This window comes from Pseudonocardia oroxyli (assembly GCF_900102195.1).
Classification (GTDB): domain Bacteria; phylum Actinomycetota; class Actinomycetes; order Mycobacteriales; family Pseudonocardiaceae; genus Pseudonocardia; species Pseudonocardia oroxyli.
Genome location: NZ_FNBE01000007.1, coordinates 17,271 through 31,221, shown reverse-complemented (window position 1 = coordinate 31,221; position 13,951 = coordinate 17,271). Strand labels below are relative to the sequence as shown.

Here is a 13,951-nt window from a genome sequence, read left to right as displayed (position 1 = left end):
GAACCGGACGCCGCGGGGATGTTCACCCACAGCGGTCAGGACGTGATGACCCAGCGGAATCGGACTGGTCCGTTGGGGAAGCCCGGTTGGACGAGGGTTGGAGCGGCCCGGTGCACGGTGTCCCCATGACCACCTACATCGAGGACCTGGTGGAGGTCCTGGCGCAGGCGGGCGACCGGCCCGTCCTGCGCCACGAGGGCACCGACACGACCGGTGCCGCCCTGCTCGCCGAGATCCGGCGCACCGCCCGCGCGCTCGACGGGCTGGGGATCGGGCGGGGGGACCTCGTCGCCCTGCTCGCCCCGAACACGCCCGAGGCGCTCGCCGTCCGCTACGCGGCGCACCTGATCGGCGCCGCGGCCTGCTACCTCTCGGTGCCGCCGGACCCGCAGCGGCGCGCGGCGATGATCGCGCAGTTCGCGCCGCGGCTGGTGGTGGTCTTCCCGGAGACGGCGGACCTGCTGCCGCCGGTGGACGCGGTCGTCGCGTCCGTCGGGCCCGGTGCCGGACTGCGGCTCGACGAGCTCGCCGCGCCCGAGTCCGACGCCCCGCTGGAGTGCCGCGCCCGGCCCGCGGACCTCGCGGTGCTGATCTCCTCCGGCGGGACGACCGGGGTGCCCAAGGGCAGCCGTCGGGACTTCGCGCGCTACTCGGCGATGACCGCGACGCCGCCGGACCCGGCGCGCAGGCAGCTGGCGAACGGCAAGCTCGCCTACCTCACGCAGGTCCTGGTCGACCAGACCCTGCTCGGGGGCGGACTGGTCGTCCTGCAGGACCACTACGAGCCCGAGGCCACCCTCGCCGCGGTCGCCCGGGAGCGGATCACGCACCTGTTCCTCGTGGAACCGCAGCTGTTCGGGCTGATGGACCACCCCGGCGTCGCCGCGGCCGACCTGTCGTCCCTGCAGGCCGTGACCCACATCGGCGCGATGGCGGCGCCCGTGCTGCGGCAGCGGGCGCGGCGGATGCTGGGCCCGGTCGTGATGCACACCTACGGGGCCAGCGAGATCGGCATCGTGTCCGCGCTCCCGCCCGCCGAGCACGACCGGCCCTCCCGGTTCCGGTGCGCCGGGCGGATCGTGCCGGGGGTGGGCGTCCGGTTCCGCGCCGCCGACGGCACGCTCGACCGGCGGGCGGGCGCGATCGAGGTCCGCTCGCCCGCCGTGGCGCAGGGGTACACGAACCGGCCGGTCGAGGAGGCGGAGCACTTCGTCGACGGCTGGTACCGCACCGGCGACTACGGCTGCCTCGACGAGGAGGACATGCTGCGCATCCTCGGCAGGCGGTCCGACATCGGCGAGCTCGGCGCCGTGACCCCGGTCCAGCTGCAGGACACGCTCTGTCGCCTGCCGAGCGTCCGGTACGCCGTGCTGGTCGCCGATCCCGAGACGGGCGTGCGGATCGCCGCGGCGCAGGCGTGGCCGGGCGGGGCGGTCGACGTGGCGGACTGCCGCGCCGCCGTGGCCGCGCGGTACGGCGAGGCCGTCGCGGCCTCCCTGCAGGTGGTGCCGATGGTCGCGATCCCGCTCACCGAGCAGGGCAAACCCGACCGGGTGGCGATCAGGCAGTCGGCTGCGGCCCGGTGCTGAAGAATCGGACCAGCCCCTCGGGGGCGTCGTCCGCCAGCACCAGCTCCAGGCCCGCCGCGGACTCCGCGGCGGCCTGCGCGGCGCGGGCGAACAGCTCCTCCTCGTAGGTGCGGAGCGGGATGCCCTCGACCAGGGCGCGCCCGAGCTCCGCACCGTCGAGCATGGCGAGGTTGGCGCCCTCGCCCGCGAACGGGCTCATCACGTGCGCGGCGTCCCCGAGCAGGGTCACCCCGGGCACCGGGTCCCAGCGATGGCCCACCGGCAGGGCGTGGACGCGGCGGGGGACCAACGGCCCGTCCGCCTCGGCGACCAGGGCCCGCAGCTCGTCCGCCCAGCCCTCGAACCGGCTGAGCACGGCCGCCTTCGCCGCGGTGGGGTCGGTGAAGTCGATCGTGTCCAGCCAGTCCATCGGGGCGGTGACGGCGACGTAGACGTGGTTCCCGCCGTCACTCTCCCGGTGGGCGAGGAAGGCCTTGCGCTGGCCCAGGGCCATCAGGCTGCCGGCCCCGACCACGTCCCGGGGTTCGCGCAGGTCGGCCTCGACGAAGCTGACCCCGGTGTAGGCGGGCGTCGCCGCGGAGAGCACGGGGCGGACCCGGGACCAGGCGCCGTCCGCGCCGACGATCAGGTCGGCGGTCTCCGCGGTGCCGTCGGCGAACCGGACGAGCCCGGGCTCGACGTGCACGACCTTGCGTCCCCAGCGGACGGTCCCGTCCGGCAGCGCGTCGAGGAGGAGGTCCCGCAGGTCGCCGCGGTCGATCTCCGGGCGCTGCCCGTCGCCGTCGTCGGCGTGGCGGACGACGCCGTGCCGGTCCAGTACCCGGGTCGCGTCGCCGCCGCTCAGGACCTTGGTCAGGAAAGCGGCATGGAGCCCGGCCGCGCGCAGCGCGGCCTGCCCGGACTCCTCGTGCAGGTCGAGCATGCCGCCCTGGGTGCGGGCGTCCCGGCCCGCCTCGAGCTCGACGACCGTGGGATGGACGCCGTGGCGGCACAGGACGGCGGCGAGCGTGAGGCCGCCGAGTCCGGCGCCGACGATCAGGATCTTCATTCGGGGACCTCCGTGGATGTGATGCCGCGCAGCAGGGCGCGCACGGCCCAGGAGCGGCGGGCGGCCGGGCTGCCGGACAGCAGCGGCCCGGCCAGGGCTCGGACGTGGGGCAGTTCGCTCTCCCGAACCTCCCGGGACAGGGCGTGCCGGTCCCGCTCGACGGCCTCGTCGCTCCGCCGTGCGGCGTGCTCGGCCGCCGAGGCGGCGACGTGCAGCAGGAGCAGGTCGACCCCCCACGCGGCCCGCTCGGGCGGGACGCCGCCGCCCCGCATCAGCCCGAGCAGGGAGTCGATCAGCGCCAGGTAGTGCGGTCCGTGCGGCCAGGCGGTGAGGGCCGAGCGGGCCAGCGAGGGATGGGCGAGCAGGACGTCCGCGTAGGCGGCCAGCAGCTGCTCGACCCCGTCCTCCCACGAGCCGGTCGGGGCGGGCCGCGGCTGCCGGAGCGCGTCGCCGAGCAGCTCGTCGAGCACCGCGGCGTGCAGCTCGTCGGTGTCGGCGACGTAGACGTAGAGCGAGGCCGCGCCCGTGTCCAGCTCCTGGGCCAGGCGCCGCATCGTGACCTTGGCCAGACCCTCGGACCGCAGGATCGCGGTCGCGGCCGCGACGATGCCCGCGCGGGTGAGCGGCGGTTTGGCGGGGCGGTCGCGGCGGCTGGTGGGCATGGCCCCGACTCTACACGAACATGTTCGTGACGAACATGTTCGTTTGGCGCTGTGGTATCCCCCGGACGGCTCGTTGCCTCCTACGGTGATGCCGGTGACCACGGGTGAGGACGCGCACGAGCTGCGCGTGCACGGGGTGGCGGGAACGCCGCCGGAGGCGATGCTGCAGCTCGGCGCGGTGTGGGTCGACGGGCCGGGCGGGGACCCCGGCGCCGGGCGGACGTGGGACGTCGGAGTGTCTCCGCGGCCATCCACGGTGGACCAGATCACGCTCTGGCGGGCCCCGCGCCGGGACGGGCGGGTGCGGGCCTGGTCGTGGAGCTCGTTGACCTCGGGGCGCTGGTACCAGGCCTTCTACCTGCTGCTCCTCCCGTTCATGATCGCGAACCTCGCGGGGTGGATGGTGGCGGGCCGCACGCCCGGCGGGTCGCCCGAGGCCGGGGCACCGGCCGCGCTGCGGACCGGGCGCCTGCGCTGGACCACCCTGCTCGTGCGGCTGGCGGGGTTGCTCGTCACCGTCGTCTTCGTGGTGTCGGTGCAGCTGGTCGTGGCCGACCTGGTCGCGTGGCAGTGGTGGTACCGGGCCGACGGCAGTCCACTGTGGGTCGTCGCGCTGGGGCCGCTCGGCACGGCGGCGGTGTTCGGTGTGCTCGTCGCCCTGACCCGGATCCGGCCCAAACCCGAGGAGCTCGCGCCGGGCCCACGACCGAGCCTGCGCGCGCGGTGGGCCGCGCTCGGCGAGCAGTGGAGGCGGCCGCGGGACCCGGTGGGCATCGGGTTCCTCACCCGGGCCCAGTGGCTGCTGTGGAACAGCGGTGCGATCAACGTCGCGCTCCGCAGGCTGCACCTCGCCACCGGGCTCGCCGTGATCGCGCTCCTCACGGCCTGGCCCGTCGGCGGGACCTCGCTGCCGTGGCTGCGCTCGCTCACCCTGGCCCTCGCACTGCTCACCCTGGTCGGCGTGCTCGTCCTGCTCGGGTGGATCGGCCTGCGCCGGGGCCGCGACGCGCCGGCCACCCGTGAGCTCGACGACGAAGGCGACCCGGGTGCGGCCCTGGCCTTCCGGCTCGTCCGCACGGTCGTCGTCTGGCCCGCGGTCGTCGCGGTGCTGCTCGCCGCGGCCGTGCCGCTCGGCTGGTCCGAGCCGCTGGTGCGGCAGTGGGCGACCCTGCCCGCGCTGCGCGGGTCGGCGGTGTGGGTGACCCTCGCGGTCGTCGCGCTGGTGGTGGCGCTCACCGCGGTCGACCGGGGCGGGCGCCGCCTCGCCACCCCGGGCGCCGTCCTCCTGCTCGCCGCGAGCATCGGAGCGGAGTTCGGGGCCGGGGTGATCAGCCGGGCGGCCGGGCTGGTCGGCGGGATCGGGGACTTCCCGCCGGTGGTGGACCGGTTCGTGGACTGGCTCGCCGTCGCCGTGACGACGAGCCTCGCCGCCCTCGTGCTGGTCGCGGCGGCGCGGTGGCTCGTCCTGCGGGCCCGCGGCGTCCCCGCCGTGCCCGCGCTGACCGCGCGGGCCTCGTGGCTGACCGCCGCGCTCGGCGGGATCGGGCTGGTCCTGACGGCCCTGGTCATCGTGCAGGTGTTCCGCGGTGCGGACGTCGCGGACCTGCCGTGGGGGTTCGGCCTGGCCGTCGTGCTCGCGCTGGTGGTGCCCCTGGTCGCGGTCGCGAGCGTGCTGGTGGCGGAGCGCGGCACCGCGTGGTTCGTCGCCGCGTCGGTGGGTGGGGCCGTGGTGGCCGCCGTCGTCGGGTGGGCGGTGCGGACCGGGCGCAGCCTGCGGTTCGCCGGCATCGACGTGCCGCCGCCGACGTTCGCGGAGTTCTGCCTCGCCATCGCCGTGGTGCTGCCCACCGCGGCGATCCTGGGCCGCATCTACCTGGGCCTGCGCCACCAGGGGGTGCGGCGCGGGGTCGGGGTGCTGTGGGACGTCGGCACCTTCTGGCCGCGCTGGTTCCACCCGCTCGCCCCGCCCACCTACTCCGACCGGGCGGTGCCCCGGCTCGTGGCGCGGATCCGCGCGGAGGGCACCGTGCTGCTCGCGCCGCACAGCCAGGGCGCGGTGATCGCGAACGCGGCGCTGCTGCTCGACGCGGAGACGCCCGGCGACCGTGCGCACGTGGCCCTGCTCAGCTACGGGTCGCCCTGGCAGCGGCTCTACGCGGAGTTCTTCCCGTCGCAGGTGGACGAGGGTGCGACCGCGGCCGTCTGCCGCCGGGTCGCGGGCCGGTGGGTCAACCTGTGGCGCGCCACGGACCCCATCGGCGGCCCGATCCCCGGCACGCCGCACGCGACGGCGATCCGGCGGCCGCGCCAGGAGGGGCACTCCGACTACTGGGTCGAGCCCGCCTACCGCGCCGCGGTCCGGTTCCTGCGCGGCTGGGCCTACTCGGGCACCGAGAACCAGCCCGTGCTCGGCTCGACCACCGCGGCGCGGGCGGCGGAGTCGCGGGGGGCGCGGCCCGCGAGTGCGGCCAGCGACCGGGCGTCCCCGACGTCCGCACCCTCGCGCTCGGAGAGGATCCAGCGGACCTCGAGGAGGTCGCAGTAGGCCTGGACCGGCGAGCCCACGCCGCCGACCGCCTGGTGGGCGCGTCGGCAGCCGGGGCGGAAGCAGGTCTCCAGCCAGCTCGCCGCGGTCTCGGCGTCGGAGGGGTCGCGGCCGTCCCGCCTGCATAGCCAGGCCCGGTGCGCCTCCAGGTCGCCGAGCAGCACCGAGGCCTGCCCCTCGCCGACGTCCAGGCCGGTCAGCTCCTGCAGCCTGCGCGCGTGGAACCGGCGGTCGCCCACGCCGACCTGCATCGTGACCTTGTCCGGGGCGTCCCCCGCGGGTTGCAGCTTGACCTCCTCGACGGCGAAACCCAGCTCGTTCAGCTCGCGGATCTTGCCCTCGACGCGGTAGCGGTCGCCGAAGGAGAACGTCGGCGCCGCGTTCAGCGCCGACCACAGCGCCTCGTACCGCTCCGGGATCGCGAACGCCTCGGCCATCAGCTGGGGATGGATCTCCGGCGGCCGGTCGAGCCGCTCGGCCAGGTCGATCATGCCGCCCGCCACGTTCTCCACCAGGATGTCCAGGTCGAACCGGCGCTGGCCGTCGGACAGCGACGGATGGATCTCGCTGGTCTCGGCGTCCACCATGAACGCCTGCAGGAGCTGGCCGTCCCGCATGAACAGGGTGTTGGCCAGCGAGCAGTCGCCCCAGAAGATCCCGTGCCGGTGCAGCTCCACCAGCAGCCCCGCCATCGCGTCGAACAGCCGGGCGCGGTGGGCGGGCCGGTTCGGGGGCAGGCGCATGAACAGCCGCCGGTACTGCCAGGAGCCCTCGAGGAAACGGGTGACCAGGATGGCCGTGTCGGCGGGCTGGTAGACGACGCCCGCGGGCCGCACGGCGGGCAGCTCCTCGTCCTCCATCCGGCGCAGCACGGTGAACTCGCGGCGCGCGATCCGGTGCGGCAGCTCCTTGAGCGCCCAACGCCGCCCGTCGGTCTCGACGAACCGGACGAGGTGGCGGCTCGGCCCCACCGAGACGTCGACGAGCGGGACCTCCGCCGGGCTCCACTCGCCCAGCGGCCGGTCCCAGGGCAGCGCGAGCAGCCCCGGCGTCAGGTCGCGCAGGATGATCTCCGGGGCACTCATCGGCGCTCCTCCCGTGGGGGTGCGGTGCTGCCGCGGACCACGAGCTGGGTCGGGAGCACGATGCCCGGGCCGGGGTCCCCGCCGGACAGCGCGGTCGCCACCATGTGCCCGGCCAGCGCGCCCTGCTCGCGGACCGGTTGGCGCACCGTGGTCAGGTCGGTGAGCTCGGCGAGGGGGTGGTCGTCGACCCCGATCACGGAGACGTCGTCGGGGATCCGCAGCCCGGCCCGGCGCAGGGTCCGGATCGCGCCCAACGCCACCTCGTCGCTGTGCGCGTAGACCGCCGTCGGCGGATGGCGGAGCCCGAGCAGGCGGGCCATGGCGTCCGCTCCCTCCACACCGCCCCAGTCCACCGTGGCCACGAGGTCCTGGTCCTGCGGCAGACCCGCCTGCGCGAGGGCCTGCTCGTACGCGACCCGCCTGCCCACGGGCTCCTCGCTGCGCTGGTCCGGGTCGAGTGCCTCGATCATCGCGATGCGCCGGTGCCCCAGGTGGATCAGGTGGTCCATGGCCTGGCGCCCCGCGGCCAGGTCGTCGATGGTCACGAACGGGACGGTGCTGGGCGGGCCGCCCACGGTGACCAGGGGGACGTCCGCCCCGTCCCACCCGTCGACCTCGAAGGCCAGCGCGACGACGGCGTCGACGACCCGGCGTCCGGGCATCCGCTGCAGCTGCTCGGCGCGGTCCGCGGCACCGCCGACACAGCGGACGAGCAGGTCCAGGCCCGCGCTGCGCAGGGCGCCCGCGAGCCCGTCGAGCAGAGCCGCGAAGTACCACCGGTCGAGGTGCGGGACCAGCGCCGCGACGCGCCCGGTCCGGCCGCCCGCGAGCCGCGACGCATCGGGTGAGACCACATAGGACAGCTCGTCGGCGACCCGCCGGACGCGCTCGCGGGTGGCCGCCGCGACGTGCGGATGCCCGCCCAGCGCGCGCGACGCCGTAGCCGGGGAGACCCCGGCGAGCCGGGCCACGTCGGCGAGGTTGACCGCGCGCTCCGTCGGTGCGGACACGGGCGCAGCATAGGCCCCGATCGGAAGCGCTTGCATAACGATGAGGTCGCCGATTGTGGGATCGACGCGCCGAATGTCCTCGTCTGCTCTAGCGTTCGTGTGACCCTTGACACTGTCGACGTCTGTGCCCACAGTGACCTCTGGAAGCGCTTCCAGCCTGCCCACCGACCAACGGAGGTCGATTCATGCGACGCCCCTGGAGGAGCCGCCTCGCCGCGGCCGCACTCGCCGTGGTGGCGGTGGGCGGTCTCGCGGCGTGCGGTTCCGGCGAGTCGGGACCCCCCGTCCTGACCTGGTACACGAACCCGGACGACGGTGGCCAGGCCACCATCGCGCAGAAGTGCACGGCCGCGGCGAACGGCCGCTACTCGATCGCGGTCTCGGTGCTCCCGCGCGAGTCGTCCGAGCAGCGCCAGCAGCTGGTCCGCAGGCTGGCGGCGAACGACACCTCGATCGACATCATGAGCCTCGACCCGCCCTACATCCCGGAGTACGCGCAGGCCGGGTTCCTGGCCCCGATCCCGCCGGACGTCGCGGCGCGGGTCACCGAGGGCACCGTCCAGAGTGCGATCGACGGCGCGACCTGGGACGGCAAGCTGGTGACGGTGCCGTTCTGGGCCAACACCCAGCTGCTCTGGTACAAGAAGTCCGCCGCGGCCGCCGCGGGCATCGACATGTCGCAGCCGGTCACCTGGGACCAGCTGATCCAGGCCGCCGAGAAGGCGAACACGAACATCGCGGCCCAGGGCAGGCGCGCCGAGTCGCTGACGGTGTGGTTCAACGCCCTGATCTCCTCCGCGGGCGGTGCGGTCATCGCGCAGAACTCCACGGACCCGACGCAGATCCAGCTCGGGCTCGACAGCCCCGCGGGGCAGCGCGCGGCCCAGGTCATGAGCGATTTCGCCAAGAGCGGCCGCGAGGGTGCGGCCTTCTCCACCGCCGGTGAGGACGAGAGCGTCGCCGCGTTCGAGGCGGGCACCGCGGGCTGGATGGTCAACTGGCCGTTCGTGTGGAGCAAGGCGAAGAGCGGCGTCGAGGGCGGCACGCTCCAGCAGTCCGTCGTGGACGACTACGGATGGGCGATCTACCCGCGGGTCGACGCGGACAAGCCCGCCGCCCCGCCGTACGGCGGGATCAACCTGGGCGTCGGCGCGTTCAGCAGGCACCCGGACCTGGCCTACGAGGCCACCGAGTGCATCACCTCGACGCAGAACCAGAAGGAGTACTTCCTCACCAACGGCAACCCGGCCTCGCGCTCGTCGGTGTTCAGTGACCCCGAGGTCCTCGCGGACTTCCCCATGGCACCGACCATCGAGGAGTCCCTCCAGCTCGCCGCCCCGCGGCCGCAGACCCCGTACTACAGCGAGGTCTCCGGCAGCATCCAGCGCGAGTACCACCCGCCCGCATCCGTCTCGCCTGCGACCGGCGCCGACGCGACCGCGCTCATCCAGGCGGTCCTCTCGGGGAGGCAGCTGCTGTGACCACCACCGTTCCGCCGACCACCACGGCGCCCCCCGCCACCGCCCCGTCGACGGGTGCGTCCGACCGCGCCCGGGGCGAGCAGCGGCTGGGGTGGATGCTCGCCGGGCCCGCCTTCGCGGTGATGCTGCTGGTCACGGCGTATCCCATCGGCCAGGCCGTCTACCAGTCGCTGTTCGCCTACCGGCTCACCGACCCGGAGAACCGCCGGTTCGTGGGGCTGAACAACTACGGCGTGGTGCTCAGTGACGCCATCTGGTGGCAGTCCATCGGGGTCACCGTGCTGATCACGGTGATCACGGTCGTCGTGGAGCTGATCCTCGGGTTCCTGCTCGCGCTCGTCATGGCGAACGCGCTGAAGTCCATCCGGCCGGTGGTGCGGGCGGCGATCCTGCTGCCCTACGCCATCATCACGGTCGTCTCGGCCTTCGCCTGGCAGTTCGCCTTCGACCTGAACTCCGGCTTCGTGAACTCGTGGTTCTCCTGGATCCCCGGGATCTCCGCGGACACGGACTGGTTCGGCTCCTTCGGCAGCTCCATCCTGGTGATCTGCCTGGCCGAGATCTGGAAGACCACCCCCTTCATCTCGCTGCTGATCCTGGCGGGCCTGGCCCAGGTGCCGGACGTGCTGCAGGAGGCCGCCAAGGTCGACGGCGCCTCCTGGTGGCAGCGGATGTGGAAGGTCACCATCCCGAACATGAAGGCGGCCATCATGGTCGCGCTGCTGTTCCGCACGCTGGACGCCTTCCGCGTCTTCGACTCCATCTTCGTCATGACGGCGGGGGCGAACGGCACCGAGTCGGTGTCCTTCCTCGCCTACCGCCAGACGATCGCCCGGTTGGAAGTCGGGCTGGGCTCGGCGGTGTCGGTGCTGTTGTTCATCGCCGTGGTGCTCATCGCGTTCGGGTTCATCAAGGGCTTCAAGGTGGACCTGAGCCAGGCACGGGGGGAGAAGTAGATGTCTGCGAAGGAACGCAACTGGTGGATCGTCGCCGGCGTCGTCATCGTGCTGTACGCGCTGTTCCCGATCGCCTGGATCGTGTCGCTGTCGTTCAAGGCGCCCGCCGACATCGCCAACGGGCAGTTCCTGCCCACCGTGTTCACCTGGGCGAACTACTCCCAGATCCTCACCGGTGACGCGGCCGCGCTCTTCCTGCCCGCGCTGCGCAACTCGTTCGGCATCTGCCTCATCGCCACGTTCCTGGCGTGCATCCTGTCCATGTTCGCCGCGTACGCCATCGCGCGGCTGGACTTCAAGGGCAAGAAGCTGATCCTGTCCACGGCGCTGGCGGTGGCGATCTTCCCGGTCATCTCGATCGTCACGCCGCTGTTCAACCTGTGGCGGCTGATCGGGCTCTACGACACCTGGCCCGGCCTGATCATCCCGTACCTGTCGCTGACCCTGCCGCTGTCCATCTGGACGATGTCGGCCTTCTTCCGCGAGATCCCGTGGGAGATGGAACAGGCGGCCCAGGTCGACGGGGCCACCTCGTGGCAGGCCTTCCGCAAGGTCATCGTGCCGCTGGCGGCGCCCGGCGTGTTCACCACGGCGATCCTGGCGTTCTTCCTGGCCTGGAACGACTTCGTCTACGGCATCTCGCTCACCTCGACCAGCGCGGCCAGACCGGTGCCCGCGGCGCTGGGGCTGTTCTCCGGGGCCTCGCAGTTCGAGGACCCGACGGGGGCGACGGCGGCGGCCGCGGTCGTCGTCACCATCCCGGTGATCATCCTGGTCCTGATCTTCCAACGCCGGATCGTCTCCGGCCTCACCAACGGCGCTGTGAAGGGCTGAGCTATGGCATCCGTGGAGATGAAGAACATCGTCAAGAAGTACGGTGACGGCTTCCCGGCGGTCAACGACGTCAGCCTGGACATCGCCGACGGCGAGTTCATGATCCTGGTCGGCCCGTCCGGCTGCGGGAAGTCGACGCTGCTGCGCATGGTCGTCGGCCTGGAGGACATCACCTCCGGGGACATGATCATCGGCGGGACGCGGGTCAACGACAAGGCCCCGCGCGAGCGCAACCTGTCCATGGTGTTCCAGAACTACGCGCTCTACCCGCACCTGTCGGTGTTCGAGAACATCGCGTTCCCGCTCCGGCTGGCGAAGACGCCCGAGGCGGAGGTGCAGGAGAAGGTCCGGGCCGCCGCGGACGTCCTCGAGCTGCACGAGCACCTGGACCGCAAGCCCGCCAACCTCTCCGGCGGCCAGCGCCAGCGGGTCGCGATGGGCCGGGCGATCGTGCGGGACGCGGACGCGTTCCTGTTCGACGAGCCGCTGTCCAACCTGGACGCCAAGCTGCGCGGCCAGATGCGGACGGAGATCGCGCGGTTGCAGCGGCGGCTGGGCATCACCACCATCTACGTCACGCACGACCAGACCGAGGCCATGACCCTCGGTGACCGGGTCTGCGTGCTGCGCAGGGGCGTGATTCAGCAGGTGGCGTCGCCGCGGGAGCTGTACGAGCAGCCCGTCAACCTGTTCGTCGCCGGGTTCATCGGCTCCCCGCCGATGAACTTCCTGCCGGCCAAGCTGCGCAACGGGACCCTGGCCACCCCGTTCGGGGACATCACGCTCGACCCGAAGCGGGGCGCGGACATCGGGGACCGGGACCTGGTCCTGGTGGGCATCCGGCCCGAGGCCTTCGACGACGCGTCGCTCGTGGACGAGGCGAAGAAGCCCTACGGCTCCACCTTCCGCGCCCGCGTCGACGTGACGGAGTGGCTGGGGGACAGCCAGTTCGCCTACATCCCGTACGAGGCGCCCGAGGAGGTCGTCGAGCAGCTCAAGGAACTGTCCCGGGAGCTGGACTCCGAGGCGCTGCGGACCCAGGCCGTGGTGTCGATCGACTCCACCAGCCGGATCCGCGCGGGCCGCGAGGCGGAGTTCTGGCTCGACGCCCGCAAGGTCCACGTCTTCGACCCGGCCACCGGGGAGAACCTCACCCGGGACTCGGACGCCGGCGCGGAGCTCACCCGCCTGGCGGAGGAACAGCGCGCCGAGGAGATCGACGAGGCCCGCGCGAGCGGGTTGACCGTGGAGGGCTGAGCCTCCCCGGACCCGACGACGGCGGCCGCTCCCGAAAGGGGGCGGCCGCTGTCGTGTGCAGCGCTGAGAACACGCGGAACCCACGGCGGCGGCGTCACATCTCCGCTGGTGAAAGCCCCTTTCCGGGCTCCGGGGAGTAACACCGGGAGATCCTCGGGGGAGTTTTGAGTAGCGATTGCTCTCCTACCCGGGTGGCCGTCGCTGTTGACTTCTGGTCATCGGCAGGACGGGCACTCCGGACGGCCCGCCGAGACCACGGGAACCGAGTACGGACGGGCGAGCGACATGGCGCAGGAACAGGGGCACGGCTCGCCCTTCTTCGACGACGGGGACCTGGTCGATTGGACCGGCGACAGTCAGGGAGAGCCGTTCACGATCTTCGGTCGAGACGGCGCCGACGAGCCCGCCCCGGTGGGCCCCGTCTTCCTCTTCGACCACCGGTACGCCGACACGGCGCGGGAGCCCGGAGCGGTACTCCCCGGCGGGGCGGCGGGTTTCGAGGCGGACGGGCCCGGTTGGGCGGACGACGTCGAGCACGGACACCAGGACGACCACAGCGAGCACACGGCCCACGGAACGGGCCACGAGGGAGATGTGAACGACATGAGCACCCACGACAACGGCATCCAGGTCACCGGCCCGGTACAGGTCGAGGCGGCCGACGGCGGGCCCACCCAGGTCACGGGCCCGGTCCAGGTCGGGGACCACGAGGGCGGGGCCACGCAGGTGACCGGTCCGGTCCAGGTCGGCGGCGGGCACGACGGTGGCACGCAGGTCACCGGTCCGGTGCAGGTGGGTGCCGCGGACGGCGGGGCCACCCAGGTGACCAGTCCGGTCCAGGTCGGCGGCGGGCACGAGGGTGGCACGCAGGTGACCGGCCCGGTGCAGGTGGGTGCGGCGGACGGGGGTCCGGTGCAGGTGACCGGTCCGGTCCAGGTCGGCGGCGGGCACGACGGCGGCACGCAGGTCACCGGCCCGGTGCAGGTGGGTGCGGCGGACGGGGGTTCGGTGCAGGTCACGGGGCCGGTGCAGGTCGGCGAGTCCGGCGAGGCCGTGCAGGTCACCGGGCCCGTGCAGGTCGGTCGGGCCGGGGACCCGGTGCAGGTCACCGGCCCCGTGCAGATCGGCGCGGACGGTCAGCCGGTCCAGGTCACCGGCCCGGTGCAGGTCGGGCGGGACGGCGGCACCGGTGCCACCCAGGTCACCGGCCCCACCCAGGTCGCCCCCGCCAACGCGGCGGCGTCGGCGAGCGAGGCGGCCGCGCAGGTCACCGGCCCGGTCATGGTCACCGGGGCGCAGGAGTCCCTGCAGGTCACCGGTCCGGTCCAGGTCGGCGGCGGCCACGGGGGCGGCACGCAGGTCACGGGCCCGGGCCAGGTCGGTGCCTCCGACGGCGGCCCGGTGCAGGTCACCGGCCCCGTGCAGGTCGGCGGGCACGAGGGCGGCCCGGTGCAGGTCACGGGGCCGGTGCAGGTGGGTGCGGA

At 73.5% G+C, this 13,951-nt stretch carries 9 protein-coding genes and 1 pseudogene; 6 read left to right on the top strand and 4 right to left on the bottom strand.

Translation table 11 applies throughout. The features are described from left to right. Positions 1-125: 125 nt before the first annotated feature. Positions 126-1,589 (top strand): class I adenylate-forming enzyme family protein, encoded by a 1,464-nt coding sequence (locus BLS43_RS12130; RefSeq protein WP_093082859.1) that lies wholly within the window; start codon positions 126-128, stop codon positions 1,587-1,589. On the opposite strand, the gene BLS43_RS12125 is transcribed toward BLS43_RS12130, so the two are convergent. From BLS43_RS12125 to BLS43_RS12110, 4 genes are all read right to left on the bottom strand, one after another. Further along, on the bottom strand, positions 1,561-2,637 hold the full coding sequence (locus BLS43_RS12125) for an FAD-dependent oxidoreductase (protein ID WP_093082854.1): 1,077 nt from the start codon (positions 2,635-2,637) through the stop codon (positions 1,561-1,563). The two genes, BLS43_RS12130 and BLS43_RS12125, sit on opposite strands and share 29 nt — an antisense overlap. Beyond that, complete coding sequence (locus BLS43_RS12120) at positions 2,634-3,299, bottom strand: TetR/AcrR family transcriptional regulator (RefSeq protein ID WP_093082850.1); 666 nt, start codon at positions 3,297-3,299, stop codon at positions 2,634-2,636. The genes BLS43_RS12125 and BLS43_RS12120 overlap by 4 nt, the downstream gene beginning before the upstream one ends. A gap of 2,379 nt (positions 3,300-5,678) precedes the next feature. Beyond that, on the bottom strand, positions 5,679-6,929 hold the full coding sequence (locus BLS43_RS12115; protein WP_093083543.1) for a DUF4032 domain-containing protein: 1,251 nt from the start codon (positions 6,927-6,929) through the stop codon (positions 5,679-5,681). Continuing rightward, the gene (locus BLS43_RS12110; RefSeq protein ID WP_245707449.1) at positions 6,926-7,939 is read right to left on the bottom strand and encodes a LacI family DNA-binding transcriptional regulator; all 1,014 of its coding nucleotides are present in this window, start codon (positions 7,937-7,939) and stop codon (positions 6,926-6,928) included. The genes BLS43_RS12115 and BLS43_RS12110 overlap by 4 nt, the downstream gene beginning before the upstream one ends. A 185-nt stretch (positions 7,940-8,124) precedes the next feature. On the opposite strand from BLS43_RS12110, the gene BLS43_RS12105 reads away from it, so the two are divergent. The 5 genes and pseudogenes from BLS43_RS12105 to BLS43_RS29950 form a co-directional block, all read left to right on the top strand. Then, positions 8,125-9,420 (top strand): extracellular solute-binding protein, encoded by a 1,296-nt coding sequence (locus BLS43_RS12105; protein WP_093082842.1) that lies wholly within the window; start codon positions 8,125-8,127, stop codon positions 9,418-9,420. Next, a complete protein-coding gene (locus BLS43_RS12100) occupies positions 9,417-10,376 on the top strand; it encodes a carbohydrate ABC transporter permease (RefSeq protein WP_245707448.1) in 960 nt (319 codons plus the stop codon). Before BLS43_RS12105 ends, BLS43_RS12100 begins: the two co-directional genes overlap by 4 nt. Next, complete coding sequence (locus BLS43_RS12095; protein WP_093082837.1) at positions 10,377-11,210, top strand: carbohydrate ABC transporter permease; 834 nt, start codon at positions 10,377-10,379, stop codon at positions 11,208-11,210. 3 nt (positions 11,211-11,213) lie between these two features. After that, on the top strand, positions 11,214-12,467 hold the full coding sequence (locus tag BLS43_RS12090; RefSeq protein WP_093082832.1) for an ABC transporter ATP-binding protein: 1,254 nt from the start codon (positions 11,214-11,216) through the stop codon (positions 12,465-12,467). A gap of 285 nt (positions 12,468-12,752) precedes the next feature. After that, positions 12,753-13,951, top strand: a pseudogene (locus tag BLS43_RS29950) (hypothetical protein); the annotation flags it as partial.

Bases quoted from the DNA above. Each gene is read 5' to 3' on its own strand.
- BLS43_RS12130 (WP_093082859.1), top strand. From the start codon at position 126: ATGACCACCTACATCGAGGACCTGGTGGAGGTCCTGGCGCAGGCGGGC.
- BLS43_RS12125 (WP_093082854.1), bottom strand. From the start codon at position 2,637: ATGAAGATCCTGATCGTCGGCGCCGGACTCGGCGGCCTCACGCTCGCC.
- BLS43_RS12120 (WP_093082850.1), bottom strand. From the start codon at position 3,299: ATGCCCACCAGCCGCCGCGACCGCCCCGCCAAACCGCCGCTCACCCGC.
- BLS43_RS12115 (WP_093083543.1), bottom strand. From the start codon at position 6,929: ATGAGTGCCCCGGAGATCATCCTGCGCGACCTGACGCCGGGGCTGCTC.
- BLS43_RS12105 (WP_093082842.1), top strand. From the start codon at position 8,125: ATGCGACGCCCCTGGAGGAGCCGCCTCGCCGCGGCCGCACTCGCCGTG.
- BLS43_RS12095 (WP_093082837.1), top strand. From the start codon at position 10,377: ATGTCTGCGAAGGAACGCAACTGGTGGATCGTCGCCGGCGTCGTCATC.
- BLS43_RS12090 (WP_093082832.1), top strand. From the start codon at position 11,214: ATGGCATCCGTGGAGATGAAGAACATCGTCAAGAAGTACGGTGACGGC.